Genomic DNA, 25,415 nt, shown 5'->3' with positions numbered 1-25,415 from the left:
ATCAGGAAAAATACTTCACGCCGGTTTCAGCGATTCCAGGGTGCGCTTGCACATGGCGGTTATGCCGGCCCAGTTGCCGGACCGGATGTCGGCCGCCGGACAGAGCCAGGAACCGCCCACCGCCACTACATTCGGCTCGGCCAGCCAGGTCGCCGCATTGGCTTCCCCAATGCCGCCGGTCGGGCAAACCCTGATATTCGGAAACGGCCCGGCCAGCGCCCGAAGTGCCTTGATACCGCCGGCCTGCTCGGCGGGAAAGAATTTGACGAGATCGAAGCCGGCCGCCAGCGCCTGCATCAGCTCGGAAGCTGTCGCGATCCCGGGCGCAAACGGCAGGTCGCTTGCGGCGGCGGCTTTCAAAAGCTCCGGCGTCGCGCCGGGGCTGATGCCGAATTTGGCCCCGAGCGCCCTTGCCCGCGCCAGATCGTCGGCGTTCAGGATCGTGCCGATGCCGACAATGGCGTCCGGCACCTCCGCGATCATCGCCTTGGCGGCATCGGCGGCAACCGGCGTCCGCAGGGTGACCTCCAGCACGCGCACCCCGCCTGCAACCAGCGCACGCGCCAGCGGCACTGCGTCCTCCAGCCGTTCGATGGTGAGCACGGGGATCACCGTGGCCGATTTGAAGATGGCGGCGAGTTGTTCCTGCCTGGTGGCTGCGGTCATGGAGATGCCTTGCGAGAGGTAGCGGGAATGAGTCCGGACGGCATCGCCGCGCGCGGGATGATCGCCCCGGGATGGCATACCACAACGCCAGCCAGGCGATGCCCTGCCCGGGCGGCCTCAATCGGGTCCGCGCCGACGAGGCGCGCGGCCACGTAGGCGGCCGCAAAACTGTCGCCGGCCGCCGTCGTATCAACGACGGGCGCCTCCACCGGCTTGGCCTTGATTGGATAAGGAACGCCTTCCAGGCGCACGATGCTCGCCGGCTCCGAAAGCTTCAACACCACCTCGGCCCCAGGGATCCGCGCCAGCAATGCTTCGTTGGTTACGCCCGGATAGAGCGGCAGCAGGTCCTCGGTGGAAGCCAGCACGATATCGGCTGCGGCAAAGGCCTCCTGGAAAACGGCGCGCGCGATGTCGAGATCGGGCCAGCCGCGCGCCCGGAAATTGGTATCGAAAGCAAAGCGCGCCCCAGTTTCGCGGGCGCGTTTCAGCGCCGCGAACAGCCGCGCCCGTCCCTCCCCGCCATACAGCGAGAGCGTGATCGCCGAGAGATAGATGACGTCATAGCCGGCAAGCGAATTCAGGATCTCCGGCGTCTGCGGCAAATCCATCAGGCTGCGGGCGGCGGCGCTGTCGCGCCAGTGAAAGAAGCGGCGCTCGCCCCTGTCATCGGTCTGGATCATGTAGAGGCCCGGCAGCTTGCCCGGCAACCGCGCCACCCGGCTGGTCCCGACCCCCTCCGCCGCCCAGCCCACCACCATCTCATCGCTCAAGGCATCGTCGCCGAGCGCGGTGATGTAATCGGCGCCGACGCCGAGCCGGGCGAGATAGACGGCGGTATTGAGCGTGTCGCCACCATAGCCGCGCGAAAACAGGCCGGGCTCGGTCCCTTGGGCCTGCTTCAGCTCGACCATGCATTCGCCGATGCAGGCTACCTTGCTCATGACCGCATCCGCGTGAAGAAACGTGACGTCACGTTAGCCTGCGAACTTGCCGCCCAGCTCATCCTCGATGTGGATCCGGATGATGTCGTCAAACGTCTTCTCGGCGGTGGTGAATCCGAGCTTGAGCGCGCGGTCGGTGACGAAGTCGCGCGGCCAGCCGGAGACGATGCCGATAATGGTCGGATCGGGCACACGCTTGATGCGCGCGGTAACGTTCTTGCCGGCGACGCGATCCAGCGCTGCGATCTGTTCGCCGACGGTCACCGACATGCCGGGCATGCTGAGATTGCGCCGCGGCCCCATCGCACCGAGGTCCATGGTGCCGGCATGGACCAGAAAACCGACCGCCGATTTCGGCGAGGCGTGCCAGTGCCGCACGTCCTCGGAGACCGGCAGCACCGCCTCCTCGCCCGCCAGCGGCTCGCGGATGATATTGGAGAAGAAGCCGGAGGCCGCCTTGTTCGGTTTGCCCGGCCGCACGCAGATCGTCGGCAGGCGGATCGAGATGCCGTCGAGCAAGCCCTTGCGGGTGTAGTCGTTGATCAGGAGCTCGCAGATCGACTTCTGCGTGCCGTAGCTGGTCAACGGCGTATGGAAGAATTCGTCGCCGATCTTTTCCGGGAACGGCGCGCCGAACACCGCGATCGAGGACGTGAACACCAGGCGCGGCTTGTAGCCGCCGCCGGCGTGGCGGATGGCGTCGATCAGGTAGCGCGTGCCGTCGAGATTGATCCGGTAGCCCTTGTCGAATTCGGCCTCGGCCTCGCCGGAGACAATCGCGGCGAGATGAAAGATCACCTCCGGCCGATCGGCGATCAGCGGTTCCGCCGCGCCGGAATCGGCAAAATCGGAAGCCACAACGCTTATCGGGATCGAGGCATTCGCAGGCTTCGCGGGCGCGACCACGTCCTGCAAGGTCATGCGGGTGATCTCGTGCCTGCCAAGGCGGCCTTCGCGCAGCAGCCGGTCGGTCAGCTTGCGGCCCACCATGCCGGCGGCGCCGAGAATCAGAATGTGCAAGACCCGTCTCCTTTTTGAACCCTGTTATCCGACACGGGCCTCAAGCGCTCACTCTTTTACGGCTCCCGTCATGGCCGACACATAATGCTCGACGAAGAAGGCGTAAAGGATGACCAGCGGCAGCGAGCCCGCCAGCGCGCCCGCCATCAGCGAGCCCCAGCGATAGATGTCGCCATCGACGAATTCGTTGACGATCGCGACCGGCACCGTCTTGTTGGCGGTCGATTGCAGGAAGGTCAGCGCGTAGATGAACTCGTTCCAGCACAGCGTGAAGCAGAAGATGAACGCCGAAATCAGGCCGGGGATCGCCAGCGGCAGCACGATCTTGATCAGGATCTGCCAGCGGCTGGCGCCGTCGATCAGCGCGCATTCTTCCAGCTCGAACGGGATGGTCTTGAAATAGCCCATCAATAGCCAGGTCGAGAACGGAATCAGGATCGTCGGATAGGTCAGGATCAGCGCCATCGGCGAGTCGAACAGCCCGTACTGGAATACGACGGTGGCAAGCGGGATGAACAGGATCGAGGGCGGCACCAGATAGGCGAGGAAAATCAGCCCGCCGACCAGGTTAGCGCCCTTGTAACGAAGCCGAACGATGGCATAGGCGGCGAGCACGCTTGCGATGATCGACAGGATGGTGGCGCAAACCGCGACATACATCGTGTTCCAGAGCCAGTACGGATAATAGCTGTCGAACAGCAATTTATAGATATGCTTGAAGGTCGGATTCCAGGTCCAGAATGGATTGAACTTATCGAGGTCGATCAGTTGCTCGTCGGGTTTGATCGCCGTCAAACCCATCCAGTAGAACGGAAACAGCAGGATAATGACGATGATCGACAGCGGCAGATAGAGCGTCACCAGCCGGCGCGGCACCGACTGCAGATAGCTCATGCCTTCGCTGTGATCATCCTTCGCGACTGTCGGCGCCGAGCCGTGCAGGACGGCCTTGAGATCGATCCGCGAGGTGGGGAGATCAGTCATTGTTTTCACCCTGCTGCCACTTGCGGCGTTGCAGCCCGAACCAGGACACCATGATCGCGGCGAGCAGGAACGGGATCATCGCGCTCGAGATCGCCGCGCCCTCGCCCAACTGACCCGCGATGATCGCGCGCTGGTACGACAAGGTCGCCATCAGATGCGTGGCGTTGACCGGGCCGCCCCGCGTCATCGCCCAGATCAACTGGAAGTCGGTGAAGGTGAACAACACCGAGAACGTCATCACGACAGCGATGATCGGCGTCAGCAGCGGATACGTGATGTGCCGGAAAAGCTGCCAGCGCGTTGCGCCGTCGAGGGTGGCGGCTTCATAAAGCGACGGCTGCACGGTCTGCAGACCCGCCAGCAGCGTGATCGCCACAAACGGAACGCCGCGCCAGATATTGGCGAAGATCACGCAAATCCGCGCCCAGGTCGTATCGCCCAGGAAGTTGATGTTCTGGGTGATCAGGCCCATCTGCTTCAGCGACCACGAGATGATCGAGAATTGCGAATCGAAGATCCACCAGAACGCCAGCGCCGACAGCACGGTGGGCACGATGAAGGGGATCAGCACCAGCGCGCGCAGCATCGCCTTGAACGGCATGTTTTCATTCAGAAGAAGCGCGAGATAGAGGCCAATTCCGAATTTGATGGCGCTCGCGATGAAAGTGTAGAGGAGCGTATTGAAGACCGAGAGCCAGAAAATCGAATCGTCCCACAGCCACTCGTAATTTTCGACTCCGACATATTGGCCGATGCGGCCGATGCGAGTGTCCGTGAAGGAAAGCCAGATACCGAGACCCAGCGGATAGGCCAGGAAGAAAATCAGGAACGCCAGCGCCGGCACCATGAACCAGAAGCCAAGCCAGTTGCGGTTGTGCTTGAGCTGATCCCATGCGGTCGCCTCGCGGATTTCCGACTTGGCGCTTCTTGGCGCGATTGCGATGTCAGCCATGGGCGATGTCCCGATTACTCACTGTCTTGAGCATGATCTTTTCAGAAAACCGGTACCCACTTTTCCGGATCATGCTTTATTGACGGCGCGGGCGGCCGATATCCGCCGCCCGCGCCGGTTGGTCAGCGATAGATGCGCTTCAACTGCCGCTCGGCTTCCGCCATGGCGGTCTTGGCATCCTTCGAACCGGTGGCATAGTTGGCGAACATGTCGACCACTATGAAGTCGGCGATCGCGGTTGCCGCCTTCTCGCCGGGCGTGCCGATGCCGGAAGCCGGAAGCGCCCGCTTGCTGGCCTGGCTGAACACCTGGTTCTTCGGGTCCGCCGTCCACACCGGGGACGCATCATAGGCATTGAGCGTATGGGTCAGATAGCCCCGCGCGCCCATCAGCCATTTATCGTAGTTCTCCTTCTCCAGCATGAAGGCGGTGAATGCCTTCGCCGCATTCGGATATTTGGTGAAGTTGAACGCCAGGATCGGCACCGCCAGTTGCAATTCGGTCGGCTTCCCGATCGGACCTACCGGATACAGCGCATGATAGGTGTCGTCGGCAATTTCCTTTTTGGTCGGATCATCCTTGGCGGCAACGTAGATGGAGATGCCATTGGCGGTGCAATAGAGTTCGCCCGCGAGAAAGGCCTTGTTGTTGGAAGAATCGTTCCACGATGCAGCGCCCGGAATGAAGGTTTCCGAGAGCGCCTTGACGTACTCGAGCGCCTTCGCGGTCTCCGGCGAATTGATGATGACCTTGTCGTCCTTGTCGACGGTCCAGGCGTTGTGGCCCCACAGGATCCAGTGCAGCCAGCCGTTGGCGTCGCCGGTGGCATGGCCGAGCGCGAAGCCGGCCGGCGTGTTGTTCTTCTTCAGCGCCTTGCACAGCTCAAGGAAGCCCGGGAAATCCTTCGGAAACTCGCTGAAGCCGGCCTTGTCGGTCGCCGACTTGCGGTAGGTCATGTAGCCGCCGACGGTGGCGACGGGAATGCCGAGCCAGTCGTTGCCCAGCATGCAGGTCTTCGCCGCGGCATCGGTCCAGCCGCCGTACTTCTTGCCGAGATAATCGGCAACGTCGTTCATCTTCAGGACCTTGGTCGGGAACAACTGCGGCAGCGTGTGCAGTCCCCACGCCATATCGAGGCCCGAGCCGGTGTTGGCGGCAACGGAGGCCTTCGGCTGCACGTCCTCGAACGACTCCGAGAACACGTTCATTTCGGTGCCGGTCGCGGCCTTGAATGCGGCGACCATGGCGTTGAAGGCATCGTCTTCCGCCGGCACGAAGCGCTTCCAGCGCATCACCGTCAGCTTGGCGCCGGACTCAGCCTTCCACGGCGAGGCTTGTGCCCAGGCCTTGGCGAAATCGAGCAGTGCCGGTCCGGTCAGCGCGCCAGCCGCCGCCAGCGCAGTGCCACCCTGAAGCAGAGAGCGGCGGGTAAAATCCTGCATAGTCCATCCTCCCGTTGTTTTATAATTTTGACTTTATTTTCAGGCGTTCAGTCGTTTCCCGGTCTGCTCGTCGAACAGATGCACGAGTGCCGGGTCTGGCTTCAGCCGGACCTTGTCGCCCGGATTGAATTGATGACGTTCGCGGAATACGGCGACGACCTGCTCGCCGCCGAGCTTGGCGAACACTTGCGTTTCCGAGCCAGTCGGCTCGACCACGACGATCTCGGCTTCGGCACCGTCGTCGGCGATGGTGAAATGTTCGGGCCGCACGCCATAGACCGCCGGTTGACCGTCAGAGTTGGCGGGCGCCGATGCCAGCGGCAGCTTGACGCCGTTCGGACCTTCGAACCCGGCGCTGCCGTTCGACTTCACCTTGCCCTTGAGGAAGTTCATCGCCGGCGAACCGATGAACCCGGCGACGAACTGGTTGGCCGGGGTGTCATAGAGCTCGAGCGGGGTGCCCATCTGCTCGACGACGCCATCATGCATCACCACGATCTTGTCCGCCATGGTCATGGCCTCGATCTGGTCATGGGTGACGTAGACCGTCGTCGTTCGCAAGCGCTGATGCAGTTCCTTGATCTCGGTGCGCATCGCAACCCGCAGCTTGGCGTCGAGGTTGGACAACGGCTCGTCGAACAGGAACACCTGGGGATCGCGCACGATGGCGCGGCCCATGGCGACGCGCTGGCGCTGGCCGCCCGACAACTGCCGGGGATAACGTTCGAGCAACGGCGTCAGCGCCAGGATTTCCGCGGCGCGCTTCACCCCGTTCGAGATTTCATCGGCACTCGCGCCGCGCAGCTTGAGCGAGAAGCCCATATTGTCGGCGACGGTCATGTGCGGATAGAGCGCGTAGTTCTGAAACACCATGGCAATGTCGCGCTCTTTGGGCTGGACATTGTTGACCACGCGATCGCCGATCGAAATCGTGCCCGAGGTGATGTTTTCGAGACCGGCGAGCATCCGCAACAAGGTCGACTTGCCGCAACCGGAGGGGCCGACGAGCACGACGAACTCGCCATCCTCGATCGGAATCGACACGCCGTGCAAAACTTCAAAATTGCCGAACGACTTTCGCACGTCGCGAATCTGTACCGACGACATCGAACTCTCTCCCCTCATCTTCTGTTTTGTGGCGCCACAGGTGGACGGCGGCGCTCTGCTGTCTTTTCGACTCTAATGCCGGAAGCCGAATTCAACCGTCATCATCATCCGCAGTTTGGCGGTTTTTAGCAATCCGATGGTAGCGCTGTCAATAATTGTTCAAACGTCTAATCTGTTGTGATATGAGCGCTAGATGGGACGAAAACAGACAAAGTCTGGCAAAATCCGCCTCACCGAGGTCGCCAAGCTTGCTGGCGTCAGCCCAATCACGGCATCGCGTTTTTTCAGGAACCCCGAAGCGCTATCGGTGAACAAGCGGGAACGCGTCGACAGCGCCGTGAAGGAACTGGGTTACGTCCCCAATCTCGCCGCGCGTGCGCTGGCCTCGCACCGTACCGAAGTCATCGGCGTCGTGATCCCTTCCCTCACCAACAACGTATTCGCCGATGTGTTGCGCGGCATCTACGATTCTTCCGAAGGTAGCCGCTACACCATTCAGCTTGCCAATACCCGCTACAGCATTCTGCAGGAGGAAAAGCTGCTGCGCCTGTTCCGGGCGCAGAAGCCCGCGGGATTGATCGTCACCGGCATCAACCAGACCGCGGATTCGCGCGCGATCCTGGAATCCATGAATTGCCCGATCACGCAGATCATGGAGATCGGCGACAGTCCAGTGGACATGATGGTCGGCTTCTCGCATTACGACGCAGCTTTTGCGGCAATTTCGCACATCCTGGAGCAACGATACCGCCGCATCGGATTCCTCGGCGCGCGAATGGACCCTCGCGTGCAGCGGCGGTTCGAAGGGTATCGGGATGCCATGAAGGCGGCCTCGCTGTTCGATCCGACGCTCGTCGTCACGACTTCCGTGCCGACCACCGTCACGCTTGGCGGCACGCTGTTCGCCGACCTCCTTGCGCAGACGCCCGACATCGACGCCGTTTTCTGCGTGAACGACGACCTTGCGCTCGGTGTCCTGTTCGAATGCCAGCGCCGGCAGATTTCGGTTCCCCGCGACTTGGCCATTGTCGGTTTCAACGATCTGGAATTCACCGCCTCTGCGGTCCCCTCGCTTTCCAGCGTGCGCACCAATCGCTACGAAATGGGCCGGCACGCCGTCAGCATGGTGATCGACGCGATCGAGGGCCGCCGCCCGAAGGAGCCGGTTATCGACCTTGGCTTTCAGTTGATGGTCCGCGAAAGCTCGATGCCTTCAAGCACCTGATGCGCGTCGCTCACAGCCTTGGTCGCGCCGCGGCAGAAAATGGTAGCGCTATCTTTTAGGGCGGATTAGGATCGAGTCCGCGAAATCTGAACTGGACGCGGCGGCTGCGTTTGCAGCGGATGGAATTTTCAGGATGGTGCAAGTGCTGCCGTGTTTTGAGCCGCCATCAGTTTGCAGTGCGGGAGGAATCAATGAAAAAAACCGACAACAAGGCGCCCACCAATGGCAAGGGCCGAAGGCTACGCTCCCTCGAGTGGTTCGATAACCCGCATAATCCGGGAATGACGGCGCTCTATCTCGAGCGCTACCTCAACTACGGCCTGACCCGGGAGGAATTGCAGTCCGGCAAGCCGATCATCGGCATCGCCCAGACCGGCAACGACCTCTCGCCGTGCAACCGGCACCATCTCGAACTGGCGCACCGGGTGCGCGAGGGTATCCGCGCGGCCGGCGGCATCGCGATGGAATTTCCGACGCATCCGATCCAGGAAACCGGTAAGCGGCCGACCGCGGCGCTCGATCGCAACCTCGCCTATCTCGGCCTGGTCGAAATCCTGTTCGGCTATCCGCTCGATGGCGTGGTGCTGACCACCGGCTGCGACAAGACCACGCCGGCCTGCCTGATGGCGGCGGCAACCGTCAATCTGCCCGCGATCGTGCTTTCCGGCGGTCCGATGCTGAACGGCTGGTTCAACGGCGAGCGCACCGGCTCCGGCACCATCGTCTGGAAGCAACGCGAACGGCTTGCCGCCGGCGAGATTGACTACAACGAGTTCATCGAAATCGTGGCGTCCTCGGCCCCCTCGGTCGGCCACTGCAACACGATGGGCACCGCCTCGACCATGAACTCGCTTGCCGAAGCGCTCGGCATGTCGCTGCCAGGATGCGCGGCGATCCCCGCGCCCTACCGCGAACGCGGCCAGATCGCCTATGAAACGGGAAAGCGCATCGTCGAGATGGTCTGGGAGGATCTCAAGCCCTCCGACATCCTGACCCGCAAGGCGTTCGAGAACTGCATCGCAGTGAATTCGGCGATCGGCGGCTCGACCAACGCCCCGATCCACATCAACGCGTTGGCGCGGCACATCGGCGTCGAGCTGTCGATCGACGACTGGCAGAAGCACGGCCATGACATCCCGCTCCTGGTCAACATGCAGCCGGCCGGCTTCTATCTTGGTGAGGAATATCATCGCGCCGGCGGCGTGCCGGCGGTGGTGCGTGAATTGATGGCGCACAAGCGCATCCACGAGGATGCTGTCACCGTCAACGGCCGCACCATGGGCGAGAACTGCCGCGAGGCACCCAAGCCCGACGGCGACGTGATCTGGAGCTACGACAAGCCGCTGGTAAAGGATGCGGGTTTCCTGGTGCTGCGCGGCAACCTGTTCGATTCCGCGATCATGAAGACCAGCGTGATCTCGAAGGAATTCCGCGACCGCTATTTGATCAACCCCAAAGACCCGAATGCGTTCGAAGGCCGCGCCATCGTGTTCGAAGGGCCTGAGGATTATCACCACCGCATCGACGATCCCTCGCTCAACATCGACGAGCACTGCGTGCTGTTCATCCGCGGCGCCGGGCCGATCGGCTATCCCGGCGGTGCCGAGGTCGTGAACATGCAGCCGCCGGCGGCGCTGATCAAACGCGGCATCCTGTCCCTGCCCTGCATCGGCGACGGAAGGCAGTCCGGCACCTCAGGCTCGCCGTCGATCCTCAACGCCTCGCCGGAAGCCGCCGCGGACGGCGGGCTTGCGATCTTGCGGACCGGCGACAAGGTTCGCATCGACCTCAACAAAGGCGACGCCAACATCCTGATCACGAGCGATGAACTGAAGAAGCGTCGCGCCGAGCTGAAGGACAAGGGCGGCTTCCCCTACCCGGCCAACCAGACGCCGTGGCAGGAGGTCTATCGCTCGACCGTCGGCCAGCAGGCCACCGGCGCCTGCATGGAACTCGCCACGCGCTATCAAAATATTGCCGGCACGGTCGGCGTGGCGCGGGATAATCACTAGGCAATAAGACCGTCATTGCCGGGCTTGACCCGGCAATCCATCCTTTTTGCGAAGAAGATGGATACGCGGGTCAAGCCCGCGTATGACGTCGAGAAACAATACTCAATCGCTCAAGGAAGAAAAAATGTCAGACCGCCTGAAGGGCAAGCGCGCCTTCGTCACCGCCGCCGCCGTGGGAATCGGCCGCGCCTGTGCGCTGGCTTTTGCGCGTGAGGGGGCGACGGTGTTCGCCACCGACATCGACGAGGCCAAGCTCGAAGCCCTCAAGGGCGAAGGTATCGCGGAAGTGGCGAAGCTCGACGTCCGCGACAGCGCTGCCGTCGCCGCCATGGCCGGGCGCGCCGGCAACACCGACATCCTGCTCAATGCGGCAGGCTTCGTGCATAACGGCACCGTGCTGGATTGCTCCGACGAGGACTGGGATTTTTCCTTCGACCTCAACGTCAAGTCGATGCACCGTACGATCCGCGCATTCCTGCCGGGCATGCTGGAGAATGGCAAAGGTACAATCGTCAACATCTCCTCGGCAGCCGGCGTGGTAAAGGCTGCGCCCAATCGCTACGTCTATGGCGCGACCAAGGCCGCGGTCGCGGCGCTGACCAAGTCGGTGGCGGTGGACTTCATCGCCAAAGGCATCCGCTGCAACTGCATCTGCCCCGGCACCATTGAGACGCCCTCGATGCTGCAACGGGCGGCGGCGGCGGGCCCCGGCGGGCGCGAGATGTTCGTCTCGCGGCAACCGATGGGCCGGCTCGGCACCGCCGAGGAAATCGCAGCCCTTGCCGTCTATCTCGCCAGCGACGAGAGCGCGTTCACGACCGGCGTCGCGCATGTCATCGACGGCGGCTGGACGCTGTAGTTTCCGGGCGAGGGGCAAGGCACGATATTCAACTCGCCGGCAGTGCTCGCGGATAGAGCCCCTCACCCCGCCCTCTCCCCGCGAAGAGCAGGGCGAGGGAGAAGAAGACAACCAGCGCGGCACGGTTTACGTAAAAGGACCTTCCCATGAACAAGATCGATCTGAACGGCCGTTGCGCTGTCGTCACCGGCGGGGCTCAGGGGTTTGGCCGCGCGATCGCCGAACGCTTCGTCGCCTCCGGCGCGAAAGTCGCGATCTGGGATCATGACCTGCCGTTTGCGGAAAAGACCGCAAAGGAAATCGGCGCTGCCGTCTCGGCCTTCAAGGTCGACGTCTCCGACCTCGCCGCCGTCGAGAAGACCCGCGATGAGACGCTGAAGGCGCTGGGCAAGATCGATATCCTTGTCAACAACGCCGGAATCGCCGGCATCAACAAGACGGTGTGGGAAACCGACCTCGATGAATGGCGCAAGGTGCTGCGCATCAATCTCGACGGCCCCTTCATCTGCTGCAAGGCGGTGGTGCCGGCGATGCTGGCGCAGAAATACGGCCGCATCGTCAACATCGCCTCGATCGCCGGCAAGGAAGGCAACCCCAACGCGGCGCATTATTCGGCCTCGAAGGCCGGCCTGATCGCGCTGACCAAATCGCTCGGCAAGGAACTCGCCCAGCATGACATCCTGGTCAACGCGGTGACACCCGCGGCGGCGAAAACCGCGATCTTCGACCAGCTGACGCAGCAGCACATCGACTTCATGCTGTCGAAGATTCCAAAAGGTCGTTTTGTGCTGGTGGAAGAACTCGCGGCGATGGTGGCGTGGCTGGCGTCGGAGGATTGCGCCTTCTCGACCGGCGCCGTATTCGACATTTCCGGCGGCCGGGCGACGTACTAAATTCGTAAGAACTCAGCGCCGAGACGAGACCTCTGATGCCCGTTCAACTTCGATCGATAAACGCCAAATCTGCACCTCAAGCCGTTGGTGGTTATTCTCAAGCCTTGGAAACAACGAACGGCGCCCGGCGGCTTTACATCAGCGGCCAGATTCCCGTGACTCGCGACGGCACAGTGCCGGAGAGCTTTAGTGCACAGGCGAGACTTGCATGGACCAATGTCCTTGCGCAGCTCGAAGCCGCGGACATGACCATCGGCAACCTCGTCAAGGTGACCATCTTCCTGTCCGATCGAAAATTCGCCCTCGAAAACCGTCAAGCGCGACAGGATGCCTTGGGAGACCATGCTCCCGCGCTCACAGTCATCATTGCCGGCATTTTCGACGAAGCCTGGCTGTTGGAAATCGAAGCAATCGCCGAAGCATGACAGGCAATTGGTGGCCCGCTTGGGAACTCTTGGCATGAATCCCAGAATGTCGAATCCAGTCGCGAGGGTGCAATGATCAGAGAAGGCGGATGTTTCTGCGGCGCGGTCCGGTTCAAGACCGAGGGCGAGCCGCTCAACGTCCGCATCTGCCACTGCCGCAACTGCCAGAAGGCGATGGGCTCGCCGTTTTTTGCCCGCGCGCTGTTCGACCAGCGGGCGCTGACGGTTGAAGGCGAGACGGCCCGCTATCCCTCCTCGGAGGCGCTCGACCGGGTATTCTGCAAGGCTTGCGGGACGCGGCTGTTTTCGCGCCGGACCAACGGCACCGTCGTGGGCGTTGCGCTGGCCGTCTTCGACGACCGCAACGCCTTTGCGCCGACCGAGCACATCTGGGTCTCGGAGAAGATGGCGTGGGTGCGGCTCGACGACGGGCTGCGGCAGTATCCGGAGACGGTTCTCCAGTAGCGCGGGCATGCTAGGCTGGCGTCTTCGAAGCGCAAACCGGGGGCAGACCGTTTGAACATCTCTCTTTACGACATCTCGGTCTGGGTGTTCCCCCTCCTCATCGCCATCACCTTTCACGAGGCCGCCCACGGCTTTGTGGCGTACCGGCTTGGCGACAAGACTGCCTGGCAGCTTGGCCGGGTCAGTTTCAATCCCCTCAAGCATATCGACCCCTTTGGCACCGTGATTCTGCCGGCCGTGCTGCTGCTGTCGCATTCGCCGTTCTTGTTCGGTTATGCCAAGCCGGTCCCGGTGAATTTCCGGAACCTGAACAACCCCCGGCTCGACATGGTCTGGGTGGCGCTGGCGGGGCCCGCCACCAACATCATCCTGGCGACGATGGTGGCGTTTGCCTTTCATGCCCTGCCCTTGGTGCCGGCGGACGCCGCGAAATGGACCGCGGACAATCTCAAAAACGCTTTCCTGATCAATATCGTGTTGGCGATCTTCAACATGATGCCGATCCCGCCGCTGGACGGCGGCCGGGTCGCCGTCGGACTCTTGCCGCAGGTGCTGGCTTACCCGCTGTCGCGACTGGAACCGTACGGGATGTTGATCCTGCTCGGACTTCTGATCCTGCTTCCCGTCATCGGCGCGCAGCTCGGCCTAAATCTTGATGTTATTTCGGTGATACTTCGAACTTTGACCGGATATGTGATCAGCGCGCTTCTCTTCATCACCGGCAACGCTTAAACTTCAGATAGAGACAGCACACAGGGAAGAACCGACCCCGGCCATGGCGACAAAAGCTGCCGATATGTTGATTGCACGACGCGCCGATACCCGTGCGAGGGCAGATTTTGCAACCTGGAAAATGCTGGCCAAGCTCAACGGGTTTTCCGCCCTGCCCGCCGAGGCGCAGAGCTTTCTGGAAGGCTATAGGCAGCTACTGGCGAGGATGACGGAGGCGGACGCCTCCGAGGCCACCATCCAGCTCATGTACAAGAGCTACTATGCCGAGATGGGCGGCTCCGGAACGCCACCCGAAATTCCCTCGCGCGCGAGCGAGCCGGCCACCGGCACCGTCACCGCGTTCCGACGGCCGCCCCCACGGCCCAAAGCTGCCGCATCCGGCCCGGCGACAAAGCGGCCGCTCCCGGTGGCGCTGATCTTTGCGTGCCTTGCCGTGGTGTATGTCAGCATCCGCTATTACTGGCGCTGACGCGGGCGTCTTCGCGCAGCGGGCACGGCTTCGCGCGCCTCGCCTTGCGCAGCTTCAGCTCTTGTTCTTGACGCGGAAGATCACAGGCAACGTGAAGGTCAGGCCTTCGTCGGCGATCACCGGTGGCGGCATCGGCACCGGATCGGAGCGCCGCACCATCGCTAGCGCGGCCTCGTCGAAGGCCGGATCGCCCGAGCCCTTTTCGATATCGGTCGCGAGCACGTGGCCCAGGCGGTCGAGCGTGAAGCGCACCTGGATCTCGGCGGATTTTTGCTGCCGTTCCTTCGGGTACCGCTTGTGCTTGTCGAGATGCGCAACCAGCTCCTTTTGCCATGTCGCGCGTGCACGCCGCGCGCTCTCGCCTGTGCCGATCACCGGCGCGACGGAACGCTGCCCTTCCGGAATCGCCTCAGAACTCGGCGTCGCGGTGGCTTCGGCGGCAATCGACTCGGTGGAAGCCTGCGTCTGCACCGCCGCGATCTTCGGATCGTCCTCTTTCGGCTTCTTCGACTCGTTCTCCGTCACCACCCGGTCGGCCTCTTCGGGCTCGGTCGGCTTGTCCTGCGGGAGTTCGGTTTCCTTGACCTCGGCCTTCTGTTCGGAGAGCTGAGGCGAAGCCGCGGAAGCATCGGTGTCCGGACCCGGTGGGAGGTCGGTCACCTCCCGGCGGACAGAGGCCATTTCGAGCCCGATCTCGATCGCCGACGCGCCGAGGGCGTCATCGGCTTCTTCGGTCTGCAAATGCGCAATCGCCAGCGCCGCGCCGCCGACGTGAAGCACGAGCGCGGTCACCGCGGCAAAAACCCAGAGCCGCCGGGAGGGTTTTTGCTCGTCGAGCGCGGTCAAGGCTTTGCCGGCGCCGCCTGCGACGCCGCTGCTTCGGGAACGCCTTCGAGCGCCACCAGCTTGATCTTGGAATAGCCGCCGGCGCGCAGGATTTCGAGGACGTCCATCAATTCGCCATAGGGCACGGCACGGTCGGCGCGCAGGAAGATGTGGCGCTCCTTGCTGGCATCGGCCATCCCATCGAGCGAACGCACCAGGTCGACGCGCTTGACCATGTTTTCCCCGATCGCAACCGAGAGATCCGGCTTGATGCTCACATAAGTGGGCTTGTCCGGCTTCTTCTGCGGGGTTGCGGTCGAGGTCGGCAGATCGATCGGCAGGTCGACGGTCGACAACGGCGCCGCGACCATGAAGATGATCAGCAGAACGAGAATGACGTCGATGAACGGCGTGACATTGATCTCGTGCGATTCCGCGAAATCGCTGTCGTCATCGACGTCGTGTTCTGCGATCGAGGCGCCCATCGCCTACTCCGCCGCCGTGCGGGAATGCGAGCCGCTGACATGGGTACGGTCGAGATCGCGCGACAGCAGCCGTCCCGCGGCACCCGATGCACGGCTGACCAGTTCGAGGTAGCCTTTGGTGACGCGCGCAAAGTGATTGTAGATGATGACGGCCGGGATCGCGGCAACGAGACCGATCGCGGTGGCAAGCAGCGCTTCGGCGATGCCGGGCGCCACCACGGCAAGGTTCGTGGTCTGCGATTTCGAAATGCCGATAAAACTGTTCATGATGCCCCAGACGGTGCCGAACAGTCCGACAAAGGGCGACGTCGCGCCGATGGTCGCCAACAGGCCCATGCCGAGCCGGATCCGCCGCGCCTCGGCGCGCACGATTTCCGCAAAGCTCGAAGCGGCGCGCTCCTTGATGCCCGCGTCGCTGGAGATGCCCGCCGATAGCCGCGCCTCGCGCATCGCCGCCGCAAGGAAGGACGCCAGCACACTGCCCTTGGCGCCGAGCGCGAATTGCGCTTCCGCCAGCGACCGCGCGTCGGCGATCTTGGCCAGCGCCGAGCGCAGCTTGCGCTGAACCACGGTCAGTTCGAGCATCTTGGCGATGAAGATGGTCCAGGTCACGAGCGAAGCAAAGGCGAGGCCGAGCATCACCGCCTTGACCAGTACGTCGGCCGACTTGAACATCGACCAAGGCGACAATTCCTTGAGTTCGGCGGCCGTGGCCTTCAGAGGCTTTCCTTCACGTTCGGCCGGCGTCGCCGCCGCATCGGAAGGCGCGGCAGGCTGAGCCGACTGCGCCGCCGGGGCAACGGGCAACTGCGATACGGCGGGCGCCTGCTGGGCCACAGGTGCGGTCGGCGCCGCAGGGGTCGTGCCCTGCTGGGCCGACGACGGCCCCGCCAGCGACAGCATCGCCAGCGCCGAGATCACCGCAAATGTCGTCACGCGAGAAAGAGACATGTTCTTCATACTTCGGCCCAGTAGCGGATCAGGTTGTGATAGATACCGGTCAATTTGACCGTTTCAGGGTCGTCTCGCCCCAGCCGCTCCACAAGGGCCTGGATCGAGGTGTCGAGATCGAAGATCAGGCTACGGGCGTGTGCATCCCGTACCATGCTCTGCAGCCAGAAAAAAGATGCCACACGCATACCTCGTGTGACCGGCGTGACCAGATGCAAACTAGACGCAGGATAAAGCACGAGGTCCCCGGCCGCGAGCTTGATTTCGTGGGAACCATAGAGATCCTCGACCACCAGCTCGCCCCCGTCATACTCGTCCGGCTCCGACAGAAACAGCGTCACCGACAGGTCGGTCCGGATCCGCTGGCCGGTGAGACGATCTCCCCTCACCCCGTTGTCGACATGGAGGCCGAAATGGTGCCCGCCGGAGGCCACGTAACGATTAAATAGCGGCGGGAAGATCTGCAGCGGGATCGCCGCCGAGATGAACCGCGGACTGGCCGTCAATGCCGAAAGCACGCGATTGCCGAGCGCGCGCGCGACCTCGCTGTCCGGCGGAAGCTGCTCGTTCTTCTTCACCAGTGCGGATTGCGCGCCGGCGGTGGAGCGGCCGTCCTCCCAGGCGGAGGCGTCCATGATGCGGCGGAAATCCGCCACATCATCCTTGCTCAGCACCTCGGGGACGCAGATCAGCATACCACTACATCCCCTGAATTAATCTAGAACCGTGCCGAAAGCACCATGCTCACGCTACGGCCCGGCGCCACGAACACGAACGGGGTCGCGCTTTGGTACAACGCGTCGTAGTAGAGCTTGTTGGTGATGTTGGCGACGAACAGCTTTGCGGTCCAGTTTTTGTTGACCTTGGCTTCCACGAACGTATCGAAGCGCCAATAGCTCGGCAGTTGCGTGCCCTGGTTGGCGGCGAGGAAGGTGCCGCCATACATCTTGGACCGGTACACCGCCTGGCCGCCGATCTCCCAGACATCGGTGAGCTGGTATTTGCTCAACATGCTGAACGATTGGTGCGCGACGTTGGCCAGCTTCAAACCGACATTGGTCGGATAGATCAGCGGTTGCGGCGAAGGTACGAGCGACTTCGTCACCTCCGATTTCATCAGCACAAGTCCGCCGAACACGCTCCACTTGTCCGTGATCTTGCCACCGACGCCGAGATCGATGCCCTGGATCTTATAGGCCGCGCCGGCGGTGATAAGAGACACCGTCTGCCCATTCACCGTGGTATTTCGCGACTCGCGCGCATTTTCCTTCTCGGTCTGGAACAGCGCCGCGGTCAGCAGCAAATGCCGGTCGAACAACTCCCATTTGGTGCCGACCTCGACCGCCTTGTTCTTTTCAGGCCCGAAAATTTGGTTGGGGTTGCCGTTCAATGACGGTGCCAGTCCGCCATATTGCACGCTGGTGCCGTCGAATTCGGCGCCGACCGGATTCGAGGATGTCGCGTAGGCCGTGTAGATGCTCGCGATCGGCAGCGGTTTGAGGACCATGCCGAGGTTGAAATTCGGCAGACTGTAACGCTGGTCCTGCGCGCCGAACACGCTCGCCGTGCTGAACCCGCTAACCTTGATGTGATAATCGTCGAGGCGAACGCCGCCGTTGAGGATGACGAAATCGTTGTAGTTGGCGGTGTCGAGCAGATAGACGCTCTTGGTGTCGATCGCGACCTTGGTCGGCAGGCCGGCCCAGGTCGGGTTGATGCCGACATTCGCAAACGTGTACTGGGGCGCATAAATGCTGGCGTTGGGTATCGATCCGAGGGCGGTTCCACCCAGTTGTTCCGAACTGAGGTTGGCATACTTGTCAATGCTCGCGATCTCGCGCGAGACTTCCACGCCGCCGAGCGCGGTATGCTTCCATCCGGCTAAACCGAACTTGTACGTCGCCTCGGTCTGGTTGGCGATATTTTCGGTGACCTGATAGCGGCTTTGCGGATTGAGGTTGATCGTGTTTGTGGTGGTGTTCGGCCCTTCCGGAAGCGTTCCGATGTAGTCAAGCACCGAGCGCTGTACCCTGCTCTTGTTGCTCAACGTCAAATCCGGGGTGATCGCGACCTCGCCGCCAAAGGTTCCGATGTCCTGCTTGATGCTGTAATAGTCGCGATTGACGAGGCCGTAGAAATTGTTGCGGTTGACGCCGAAGTCCGGGTACGGACCGCCCGACGTGTTGGTGAACCGGTTGTTGGGCTGTGGCGCCCCGGGCCGGTAATAGGGCACACCGAAATCGGGCAAGCCATGCAGATTGGTGTGAATGTAGTTCGCGTACAATTTGACAGTATCGAGCGGTGTCCACTTCGCCGCGATAAATCCGCCGTCACGGTCGTCCTTGATGTAGTCGCGGCCGGCGACGCCGGCATCCTGGAACAGGCCACCCGCGCGCACCGCAAGCGTCGGGCTGATCACCTGGTTGACGTCGAGCACGACCCGCTTGGTGTGGTCAGTGCCGAACGTGGTGTCCATATTATAGAAGCTTTTCTCGGTCGACGCCTGCTTGGTCACAATGTTGATCGCGCCGCCGGTGGTGCCGCGTCCGGCAAAAGACGAGGCAGGTCCACGCAAGATCTCAACCTGCTCGGTAAAGAAGTTCTCGCGGACGCTGACGCCGGCGTCGCGCATACCATCGAGGAAAACGTCGTTGCGGGCATCGAAGCCGCGGATGAAGAAGCGATCGCCGAAGGCATTGCCGCCCTCGCCGGTGCCGAGCGTCACGCCAGCCGTATTCAGAACGGCCGACTTCAGCGTGGTGGAGTTCTGATCCGCCAACACTTCCTTGCTGAGCACCGTGATGGTTTTCGGCGTGTTCAGCAGCGGCTCCGGAAACTTGCCGGAGGCCTGCACGCGATCGACCTTGTAGGGCGCGGCGGCATCCGCATAGGGATTGCGATCCGCCGCCAGGCTCCCCGCATTCGGGAACGGCACGGGGGCGACCTGCGCCGGCTGTGCGCGGCGGGCGGCGCGACGCAGCGCGCTGCGGGCGCTGAGCTGGTCCGGCGAAGGTTTTGACGCAGCAGGACGCGGGCGAGCGACCGGGGCATCGACCGTCACCGGCGGGAGGTTGGATTGCTGCGCTTCAGCGCCGGAAAACGACGCCACCGCAATGAGGCCCGCAACGGCGGAAACCTTCTTGCCGGAATTGTTTTCAACCGTTTGACCGAGCGAGTTGACCGCCGCTTCAAAACGAAGCGACCTCGGTGCCTTTGCAAAATTCATTACGTGCCCCTGATCGTTTTAATTCGCGGCAAATCGACATGCGGCGAATAGTCCCGCGCGGTCAGTACCGATCGGAAATTTTGGGGTCAACGCGATTGGGGCAACAGTCCGGTTGAATCCATCCAGATCACAATGATTCTAAATCACAATGATTCTAAATCGCCGTTTGAAAGGTTCTAAAACTACTTTGTAAACGTTCTAAAGAGATGCAGGAAACGCCGTAAAATCAGGCATTAGTTGCATCATCGCCTTTACGACCATCAGTCCGTGCTCGGCGGCTTCATCAGCGAAAACAATTCATCGACCGTCGATTGCGCGACCTGGCGGACGCGATCGGTGTTGTCCATGCCTGATATGTTGACGCCCTTCACCACGGCTTTGATCTCATCGCGAAAGTCGGTGAGGAAGCGCAACGGGTCGGGCGAATCGTTCGCGACGCGCGCAATCAATCCCGTGATCAGAATCTGGCACGCCATTATGCGCCCATTCAGTTCGTCCATCCTGCACCCCCGATCGTTTACCGCTTGACGCGCGCGATATGGACGACATCGATCCCGCATTCAACCCTGCTCGAAAGACAGGCCAGAGATCGCGAGCGATCGCGGGCCATTTGGCGCTGGCGCAGGACGCCGCCCGACGGCGGTTTCAAACCTTTCCAATTGTTTAGGATTCTCAAGCCTTAGTGTTTGTACAGGGCAAGTGGGCGGACATTATATCGGCAATGCTGGGAATTTCCTTCGAGCCTTGAGCCGCTATGTCCATGTCGAAGTCACGCACCATTCGTTGGGCTTTGCTGATCGTAGCAATCGCCGGGCTGGGTTATTCGGGCTGGCAGCGATTGCAGAGCCATCCGGCGCAGGCTGACGCTCGGAAGCGCGTGCCTGCCCGAGCCGCCGTCCCCGTGCGAATTACGGCGGTCGAACAGGCCGATTTTCCGGTCTACCAGACCGGCCTCGGCACCGTGCAAGGTTTCAACACCGTGGTGGTCCGCACCCGCGTCGACGGTCAGATCAACCGGATCGCGTTTCAGGAGGGCCAGTTCGTCAAGGAGGGCGATACGTTGGTCGAGATCGATCCGCGGCCGTTCCAGGCCGCGCTCGACCAGGCCAAGGCCAAGAAGGCCCAGGACGAAGCCAACCTTGCCAACGCCAGTCTCGACCTGCAGCGCTTTACCAAGCTCGGCGAATTCGCCACCCGGCAACAGACCGATACGCAGCGCTCGACCGTCGCGCAGCTCACGGCGCAGATCCAGGCCGACACGGCGGCGATCGAGAACGCGCAGACCCAGCTCGATTACGCCACCGTCAGGGCGCCGATCTCCGGTATCGTCGGGCTCCGGCAGGTCGATGTCGGCAATATCGTCAATGCCGCATCGCAGACCGGCATCGTGACCATCGCCCAGATCGAGCCGATCGCGGTGATCTTCACCGCGCCGGAAGACCAGTTGCCGGATATCAAGACCGCGCTCGCCGCCGGCTCTCCCAAGACGATCGCGCTCTCCACCGACGGCAAGCGGATGCTTTCGACCGGCACGCTTTCGCTGATCAACAACCAGGTCGACACGTCGAGCGGCACCGTCAGGCTCAAGGCCGTGTTCGACAACAAGGATCATGCGCTGTGGCCGGGCCAGTCGGTTTCAACCCGGCTGCTGATCGCAACGCTGAAGGACGCAACCGTAATCCCCGACGATGCCGTTCAGCATGGCGCCAATGGCCTTTATGCCTACACGGTCAACAAGGAGAACAAGGCTGAACTCCGCAAGATCAGCGTGACGCGCGCGATCGACGGCCGTTCCGTGGTCGACGAAGGGCTGGCGCCCGGCGAGCAGGTGATCACGGCGGGCCAGTTTAAGGTTCAGCCGGGCACGCTGGTGACGACGGCGGTCGCCAGTTCGGATCAGGCTCAGGCCAGGACGACCAGCGAATGAGCCAGGGAATCTCCGCTCCCTTCATTCGCTACCCGATCGGCACGTCGCTGATGATGGCCGGCTTCCTGTTCGTCGGCCTTGTCGCCTATCCTCTGCTGCCTGTCGCGCCGCTGCCGCAAGTCGACTTTCCGACCATCCAGGTCACGGCATCCCTGCCCGGCGGCAGTCCGGAAACCATGGCATCGTCGGTTGCGCAACCGCTGGAACGCCAGTTCGCGCAAATTCCGGGCGTCGCGCAGATGACCTCGACCAGCTACCTCGGCACCGCGGCGATCAATATCCAGTTCGATCTCAACCGCTCGATCGACGCCGCCGCCAATGACGTGCAGTCTGCAATCAACGCCGCAAGCGGACAGTTGCCGAAAAACCTCCCCTCGCCCCCGATCTATCGCAAGGTCAACCCGGCGGACTCGCCGATCCTGCTGTTATCGGCGACATCGGACACGCTGCCGCTGACCACGGTCAGCGACGCCGTCGACGCCCAGCTTGCGCAGCAGATCAGCCAGATCTCAGGCGTCGCCCAGGTCATCATCGGCGGGCAGCAGAAGCCCGCGATCCGTATCCAGATCGACCCGGCGAAACTCGTCGCCAAGGGCCTGTCGCTCGAAGATGTGCGCAGCCAGATCGCGATCACGACCGTCGACAGCCCGAAGGGCAATATCGACGGCGAGCGCCGCTCCTACACCATTTACGCCAACGACCAGTTGCCGGATTCCAAGGACTGGAACGACGTCATCATTGCCTACCGCAACGGCGGCCCGTTGCGGATCCGCGATATCGGCCAGGCCGTCACCGGCCCGGAAGACGCCAAGCAGGCGGCCTGGGCCAATGGCAAGCGCGGCGTGTTCCTGGTGATATTCAAGCAGCCCGGCGCCAACGTCATCGAGACCGTCGACAAGATCAAGGCGACGCTGCCGCGGCTGGTGGCGGCGATCCCGCCGGCGATCAAGATCGAGGTTATCAGCGACCGCACCCAGACCATCCGCGCCGCAGTGGAGGATGTGCAATTCACCCTGCTCTTGACCATCGCGCTGGTCGTCATGGTGATCTTCATCTTCCTGCGCAGTTTCTGGGCGACCGTGATCCCGACGGTGACCGTGCCGCTGGCGCTGCTCGGCGCCTGCGCGCTGATGTGGGTATTCGGCTACACGCTCGACAATCTCTCGCTGATGGCGCTCACCATCGCCGTCGGCTTCGTGGTCGACGACGCCATCGTGATGCTGGAAAACATCACGCGCCATATCGAGGAAGGCGAGAGGCCGATGGCCGCCGCCTTCAAGGGCGCCAGCGAAATCGGCTTTACCATCGTGTCGATCAGTATCTCGCTGGTCGCGGTGCTGATCCCGCTGTTGTTGATGGGCGGTATCATCGGGCGGCTGTTCCGCGAATTCGCCGTGACGCTGGCGATGACCATCTTCGTCTCGATGATCGTGTCGCTGACGTTGACGCCGATGATGGCCTCGCGCTTCCTGCGCGCGCATGGCGAGACCAGGCATGGCCGGTTCTACCAATGGAGCGAACGCGGTTTCGATGCGATGCTGCACGCCTATGAACGCGGCCTCGATCTCGCGCTGCGCTGGAAGCTCACGACACTGATGATCTTCTTCGCCACGCTGGGACTGTCGGTCTACCTCTTCGTCATCATCCCGAAGGGCTTCTTTCCGCAGCAGGATAACGGCCTGATCACGGCCACCTCGGAGGCCAGCCAGGACATTTCCTTTGCCGACATGAAGCGGCACCAGGAAGAACTCGGCAAGATCGTGCAGGCCGACCCGGATGTGGCCTCGGTCGCGATGGTGATCGGCGGCAGCGGACGCGCCGGCAACAACGGCAATCTGTTCATCACGCTGAAGCCGCGCGACGAACGCAAGGCGACCGCGCAACAGATCATCGCCCGCCTGCGTCCCCAGCTGGAGAAGATCGAGGGCGCCCGCCTCTATATGCAGGCGGCGCAGGACGTGCGGCTCGGCGGCCGGCCGACGCGAACCCAGTTCGAGTTCACGCTGCAGGACGCCGACCTTGCCGAGCTCAACGAATGGGCGCCGAAGATCCTGGCGAAGATGCAGACGCTGCAGGAGCTTCGCGATGTCGCCACCGACCAGCAGACCAACGGCACCACGCTGGAGCTCAAGATCAACCGCGACACCGCCTCGCGCTACGGCATCCAGCCGCAACTGATCGACGATACGCTCTATGACGCGTTCGGCCAGCGCCAGGTGACGCAGTATTTTACCCAGCTCAACACCTACAAGGTGGTGCTCGAGGTGCTGCCGGAGCTGCAGGGCAGCCTTGACACGCTGAACAAGATCTACGTCAAATCGCCCAGCACCGGCGACCAGGTGCCGCTGTCGACCTTTGCCACCTGGACCAGTGTGCCGGTGCGGCCGCTGTCGATCAGCCATCAGGGCCAATTTCCGGCGATCACGATCAGCTTCAACCTCGCGCAGGGCGTGGCGCTGGGACAGGCCACCGACGCGGTGCAGAAGGCGATGGTCGAGCTCGGCGCGCCGGCGACGCTTAATTCGAGCTTCCAGGGCACCGCGCAGGCGTTCCAGCAGTCGCTCGGCACGGTGCCGCTGTTGATCCTTGCAGCCCTCGTCGTGGTGTATCTGATCCTCGGCATCCTCTACGAAAGCTACATCCACCCGATCACGATCCTGTCCACGCTGCCGTCCGCCGGCGTCGGCGCACTCGCTATCCTGATGCTGTTCGGATTCGACTTCAGCCTGATCGCACTGATCGGCATCGTGCTTTTGATCGGCATCGTGAAGAAGAACGGCATCATGATGGTGGACTTAGCGATCACGGCCGAGCGCGACGAAGAGCTCGAGCCCGAAGCCGCGATCCGCAAGGCGGCGCTATTGCGCTTCCGCCCGATCATGATGACGACCATGGCGGCGCTGCTCGGCGGCGTGCCGCTGATGCTCGGCAGCGGGACCGGATCGGAAATCCGCCAGCCGCTCGGCTATGCCATGGTCGGCGGCCTGATCGTCAGCCAGGCGCTGACGCTGTTTACGACGCCGGTGGTCTATCTCTATCTCGACAGGCTCTCGAACGCGTTCGCGCGCTGGGGCCGGCCGGCCGATCCCGATCATGAGGCGCATCCGGGCGGGCGAGCCTCGGTCAAGCAAGCGGCGGAATGACTTGACTTTGCACTGGAACCGACACATCCGAAGGTAGTTTATTTCGGAGCCGGTTCAGTGAAAGTTTTAGTAAAATTTGCGATCGCCGCCGCAGCGATATCGGGTTTGTGCGACCATAGCCACGCCCAGGCGCCCAAAGCCAAGAACAACGCCACGCCCGTGGTGCAGGCAACACCGGCACCTGCCGCCGAAAGCGCGAATACTGCCGCACCTCCCGGCTGGGTTGCACGGTGCAGCAGCGCAAGCCGCGGCGCGCCGCTCGAATGCGCGATCGAGCAGAGCGCGGTTCTGACCAAGACCGGCCAGTTGATCGTCCTGATCAATATCCGGGTATCAGCCGAGACCCGCGCGCCGATCGCGCTCGTTCAATTGCCGCTCGGGCTCAACCTGCCGGCTGGTGCCAAATTCCAGGTCGACGAGGGCAAGACATCCGACCTGCAGATCCAGACCTGCGAAGCCCGCGGCTGCTACGCCAACCTCCAGATTTCGCCCGACGTGCTGGCCGCGTTGAAATCCGGCAAGCAGTTGATGGTGTCGTTCCAGAATCTGGCCAAGGAGACGATCACGATTCCGATGCCGCTGGCCGATTTCGGCGCGGCGTATGAGAAGATCAAGTAGGGCAGGTTTCGTCGGTTGCGACGAGCAGCGTGACGGCGCCGCCCC

At 62.5% G+C, this 25,415-nt stretch carries 24 protein-coding genes; 11 read left to right on the top strand and 13 right to left on the bottom strand.

Features of this window, described 5'->3' with window-relative positions:
- Positions 1 to 15: 15 nt before the first annotated feature.
- The 7 genes from eda to V1293_RS02330 form a co-directional block, all read right to left on the bottom strand.
- Positions 16 to 666: a bifunctional 4-hydroxy-2-oxoglutarate aldolase/2-dehydro-3-deoxy-phosphogluconate aldolase gene (eda, locus tag V1293_RS02360; protein WP_334506354.1), complete on the bottom strand. Its 651-nt coding sequence runs from the start codon at positions 664 to 666 to the stop codon at positions 16 to 18.
- On the bottom strand, positions 663 to 1,610 hold the full coding sequence (locus tag V1293_RS02355) for a sugar kinase (RefSeq protein WP_334506352.1): 948 nt from the start codon (positions 1,608 to 1,610) through the stop codon (positions 663 to 665). Before V1293_RS02355 ends, eda begins: the two co-directional genes overlap by 4 nt.
- 33 nt (positions 1,611 to 1,643) lie before the next feature.
- Positions 1,644 to 2,630: a D-erythronate dehydrogenase gene (gene denD, locus V1293_RS02350; RefSeq protein ID WP_334506350.1), complete on the bottom strand. Its 987-nt coding sequence runs from the start codon at positions 2,628 to 2,630 to the stop codon at positions 1,644 to 1,646.
- Between the two features lie 48 nt (positions 2,631 to 2,678).
- Complete coding sequence (locus tag V1293_RS02345; protein ID WP_334506348.1) at positions 2,679 to 3,614, bottom strand: carbohydrate ABC transporter permease; 936 nt, start codon at positions 3,612 to 3,614, stop codon at positions 2,679 to 2,681.
- The gene (locus V1293_RS02340; RefSeq protein ID WP_334506346.1) at positions 3,607 to 4,566 is read right to left on the bottom strand and encodes a carbohydrate ABC transporter permease; all 960 of its coding nucleotides are present in this window, start codon (positions 4,564 to 4,566) and stop codon (positions 3,607 to 3,609) included. The genes V1293_RS02345 and V1293_RS02340 overlap by 8 nt, the downstream gene beginning before the upstream one ends.
- 122 nt (positions 4,567 to 4,688) lie before the next feature.
- Positions 4,689 to 6,008 (bottom strand): ABC transporter substrate-binding protein, encoded by a 1,320-nt coding sequence (locus V1293_RS02335; RefSeq protein WP_334506344.1) that lies wholly within the window; start codon positions 6,006 to 6,008, stop codon positions 4,689 to 4,691.
- Positions 6,009 to 6,047: 39 nt separating this feature from the next.
- Entirely contained in the window at positions 6,048 to 7,115 is a 1,068-nt protein-coding gene (locus V1293_RS02330; protein ID WP_334506342.1) for an ABC transporter ATP-binding protein, read from the bottom strand.
- Positions 7,116 to 7,308: 193 nt separating this feature from the next.
- Between V1293_RS02330 and V1293_RS02325 the strand changes: the two genes are divergently transcribed.
- The 8 genes from V1293_RS02325 (at position 7,309) to V1293_RS02290 (ending at position 14,195) form a co-directional block, all read left to right on the top strand.
- A complete protein-coding gene (locus V1293_RS02325) occupies positions 7,309 to 8,340 on the top strand; it encodes a LacI family DNA-binding transcriptional regulator (RefSeq protein WP_334506340.1) in 1,032 nt (343 codons plus the stop codon).
- Positions 8,341 to 8,531: 191 nt separating this feature from the next.
- Positions 8,532 to 10,352, top strand: coding sequence for an IlvD/Edd family dehydratase (locus tag V1293_RS02320; RefSeq protein ID WP_334506338.1), 1,821 nt, complete (start codon positions 8,532 to 8,534; stop codon positions 10,350 to 10,352).
- Between the two features lie 124 nt (positions 10,353 to 10,476).
- Positions 10,477 to 11,211, top strand: coding sequence for an SDR family oxidoreductase (locus tag V1293_RS02315; RefSeq protein ID WP_334506337.1), 735 nt, complete (start codon positions 10,477 to 10,479; stop codon positions 11,209 to 11,211).
- A 146-nt stretch (positions 11,212 to 11,357) separates the two neighbouring features.
- Positions 11,358 to 12,104 carry an SDR family NAD(P)-dependent oxidoreductase gene (locus V1293_RS02310; protein WP_334506335.1) on the top strand — a complete coding sequence of 249 codons (747 nt, stop codon included), beginning with the start codon at positions 11,358 to 11,360 and terminating at the stop codon, positions 12,102 to 12,104.
- A gap of 35 nt (positions 12,105 to 12,139) precedes the next feature.
- Complete coding sequence (locus V1293_RS02305; protein WP_334506333.1) at positions 12,140 to 12,529, top strand: RidA family protein; 390 nt, start codon at positions 12,140 to 12,142, stop codon at positions 12,527 to 12,529.
- 72 nt (positions 12,530 to 12,601) lie between these two features.
- Positions 12,602 to 12,994: a GFA family protein gene (locus V1293_RS02300; protein WP_334506331.1), complete on the top strand. Its 393-nt coding sequence runs from the start codon at positions 12,602 to 12,604 to the stop codon at positions 12,992 to 12,994.
- Positions 12,995 to 13,045: 51 nt separating this feature from the next.
- Positions 13,046 to 13,726 (top strand): site-2 protease family protein, encoded by a 681-nt coding sequence (locus tag V1293_RS02295; RefSeq protein ID WP_334506329.1) that lies wholly within the window; start codon positions 13,046 to 13,048, stop codon positions 13,724 to 13,726.
- 64 nt (positions 13,727 to 13,790) lie between these two features.
- Entirely contained in the window at positions 13,791 to 14,195 is a 405-nt protein-coding gene (locus V1293_RS02290; protein WP_334516594.1) for a hypothetical protein, read from the top strand.
- 54 nt (positions 14,196 to 14,249) lie between these two features.
- Here V1293_RS02290 and V1293_RS02285 read toward each other — a convergent pair whose 3' ends face one another.
- The 6 genes from V1293_RS02285 to V1293_RS02260 all read right to left on the bottom strand — a co-directional run bounded on the left by V1293_RS02285 (position 14,250) and on the right by V1293_RS02260 (position 20,182).
- Positions 14,250 to 15,041 (bottom strand): energy transducer TonB, encoded by a 792-nt coding sequence (locus V1293_RS02285; RefSeq protein ID WP_334506327.1) that lies wholly within the window; start codon positions 15,039 to 15,041, stop codon positions 14,250 to 14,252.
- A complete protein-coding gene (gene exbD, locus V1293_RS02280; protein ID WP_334506325.1) occupies positions 15,038 to 15,505 on the bottom strand; it encodes a TonB system transport protein ExbD in 468 nt (155 codons plus the stop codon). Before exbD ends, V1293_RS02285 begins: the two co-directional genes overlap by 4 nt.
- Before the next feature lie 3 nt (positions 15,506 to 15,508).
- Positions 15,509 to 16,465, bottom strand: a complete 957-nt coding sequence (exbB, locus tag V1293_RS02275) for a tonB-system energizer ExbB (RefSeq protein WP_442894197.1) — start codon at positions 16,463 to 16,465, stop codon at positions 15,509 to 15,511.
- Complete coding sequence (locus V1293_RS02270) at positions 16,462 to 17,151, bottom strand: Fe2+-dependent dioxygenase (protein WP_334506324.1); 690 nt, start codon at positions 17,149 to 17,151, stop codon at positions 16,462 to 16,464. The genes exbB and V1293_RS02270 overlap by 4 nt, the downstream gene beginning before the upstream one ends.
- A 23-nt stretch (positions 17,152 to 17,174) precedes the next feature.
- Positions 17,175 to 19,682, bottom strand: a complete 2,508-nt coding sequence (locus V1293_RS02265; RefSeq protein WP_334506322.1) for a TonB-dependent receptor — start codon at positions 19,680 to 19,682, stop codon at positions 17,175 to 17,177.
- Between the two features lie 260 nt (positions 19,683 to 19,942).
- Positions 19,943 to 20,182: a hypothetical protein gene (locus V1293_RS02260; protein WP_334506320.1), complete on the bottom strand. Its 240-nt coding sequence runs from the start codon at positions 20,180 to 20,182 to the stop codon at positions 19,943 to 19,945.
- Between the two features lie 260 nt (positions 20,183 to 20,442).
- Here V1293_RS02260 and V1293_RS02255 point away from each other — a divergent pair, with 260 nt between their 5' ends.
- The 3 genes from V1293_RS02255 to V1293_RS02245 are packed head-to-tail and all read left to right on the top strand — an operon-like array spanning position 20,443 to position 25,370.
- Positions 20,443 to 21,609 (top strand): efflux RND transporter periplasmic adaptor subunit, encoded by a 1,167-nt coding sequence (locus tag V1293_RS02255; RefSeq protein WP_334506318.1) that lies wholly within the window; start codon positions 20,443 to 20,445, stop codon positions 21,607 to 21,609.
- Entirely contained in the window at positions 21,606 to 24,752 is a 3,147-nt protein-coding gene (locus tag V1293_RS02250; RefSeq protein ID WP_334506316.1) for a multidrug efflux RND transporter permease subunit, read from the top strand. The genes V1293_RS02255 and V1293_RS02250 overlap by 4 nt, the downstream gene beginning before the upstream one ends.
- Positions 24,753 to 24,809: 57 nt before the next feature.
- The gene (locus V1293_RS02245) at positions 24,810 to 25,370 is read left to right on the top strand and encodes an invasion associated locus B family protein (RefSeq protein WP_334506314.1); all 561 of its coding nucleotides are present in this window, start codon (positions 24,810 to 24,812) and stop codon (positions 25,368 to 25,370) included.
- Positions 25,371 to 25,415: the final 45 nt, after the last annotated feature.

Source organism: Bradyrhizobium sp. AZCC 1693 (genome assembly GCF_036924745.1).
GTDB lineage: Bacteria > Pseudomonadota > Alphaproteobacteria > Rhizobiales > Xanthobacteraceae > Bradyrhizobium.
Note: the sequence above shows the minus strand (reverse complement) of the source record. Positions and strands in the feature narration are given on the sequence as shown.

Coding starts and splice junctions, on each gene's coding strand:
- eda (WP_334506354.1), bottom strand. CDS start 666: ATGACCGCAGCCACCAGGCAGGAACAACTCGCCGCCATCTTCAAATCG.
- V1293_RS02355 (WP_334506352.1), bottom strand. CDS start 1,610: ATGAGCAAGGTAGCCTGCATCGGCGAATGCATGGTCGAGCTGAAGCAG.
- V1293_RS02345 (WP_334506348.1), bottom strand. CDS start 3,614: ATGACTGATCTCCCCACCTCGCGGATCGATCTCAAGGCCGTCCTGCAC.
- V1293_RS02340 (WP_334506346.1), bottom strand. CDS start 4,566: ATGGCTGACATCGCAATCGCGCCAAGAAGCGCCAAGTCGGAAATCCGC.
- V1293_RS02335 (WP_334506344.1), bottom strand. CDS start 6,008: ATGCAGGATTTTACCCGCCGCTCTCTGCTTCAGGGTGGCACTGCGCTG.
- V1293_RS02330 (WP_334506342.1), bottom strand. CDS start 7,115: ATGTCGTCGGTACAGATTCGCGACGTGCGAAAGTCGTTCGGCAATTTT.
- V1293_RS02325 (WP_334506340.1), top strand. CDS start 7,309: ATGGGACGAAAACAGACAAAGTCTGGCAAAATCCGCCTCACCGAGGTC.
- V1293_RS02320 (WP_334506338.1), top strand. CDS start 8,532: ATGAAAAAAACCGACAACAAGGCGCCCACCAATGGCAAGGGCCGAAGG.
- V1293_RS02315 (WP_334506337.1), top strand. CDS start 10,477: ATGTCAGACCGCCTGAAGGGCAAGCGCGCCTTCGTCACCGCCGCCGCC.
- V1293_RS02310 (WP_334506335.1), top strand. CDS start 11,358: ATGAACAAGATCGATCTGAACGGCCGTTGCGCTGTCGTCACCGGCGGG.
- V1293_RS02305 (WP_334506333.1), top strand. CDS start 12,140: ATGCCCGTTCAACTTCGATCGATAAACGCCAAATCTGCACCTCAAGCC.
- V1293_RS02300 (WP_334506331.1), top strand. CDS start 12,602: ATGATCAGAGAAGGCGGATGTTTCTGCGGCGCGGTCCGGTTCAAGACC.
- V1293_RS02290 (WP_334516594.1), top strand. CDS start 13,791: ATGTTGATTGCACGACGCGCCGATACCCGTGCGAGGGCAGATTTTGCA.
- exbD (WP_334506325.1), bottom strand. CDS start 15,505: ATGGGCGCCTCGATCGCAGAACACGACGTCGATGACGACAGCGATTTC.
- exbB (WP_442894197.1), bottom strand. CDS start 16,465: ATGAAGAACATGTCTCTTTCTCGCGTGACGACATTTGCGGTGATCTCG.
- V1293_RS02270 (WP_334506324.1), bottom strand. CDS start 17,151: ATGCTGATCTGCGTCCCCGAGGTGCTGAGCAAGGATGATGTGGCGGAT.
- V1293_RS02265 (WP_334506322.1), bottom strand. CDS start 19,682: ATGAATTTTGCAAAGGCACCGAGGTCGCTTCGTTTTGAAGCGGCGGTC.
- V1293_RS02260 (WP_334506320.1), bottom strand. CDS start 20,182: ATGGACGAACTGAATGGGCGCATAATGGCGTGCCAGATTCTGATCACG.
- V1293_RS02255 (WP_334506318.1), top strand. CDS start 20,443: ATGTCGAAGTCACGCACCATTCGTTGGGCTTTGCTGATCGTAGCAATC.
- V1293_RS02250 (WP_334506316.1), top strand. CDS start 21,606: ATGAGCCAGGGAATCTCCGCTCCCTTCATTCGCTACCCGATCGGCACG.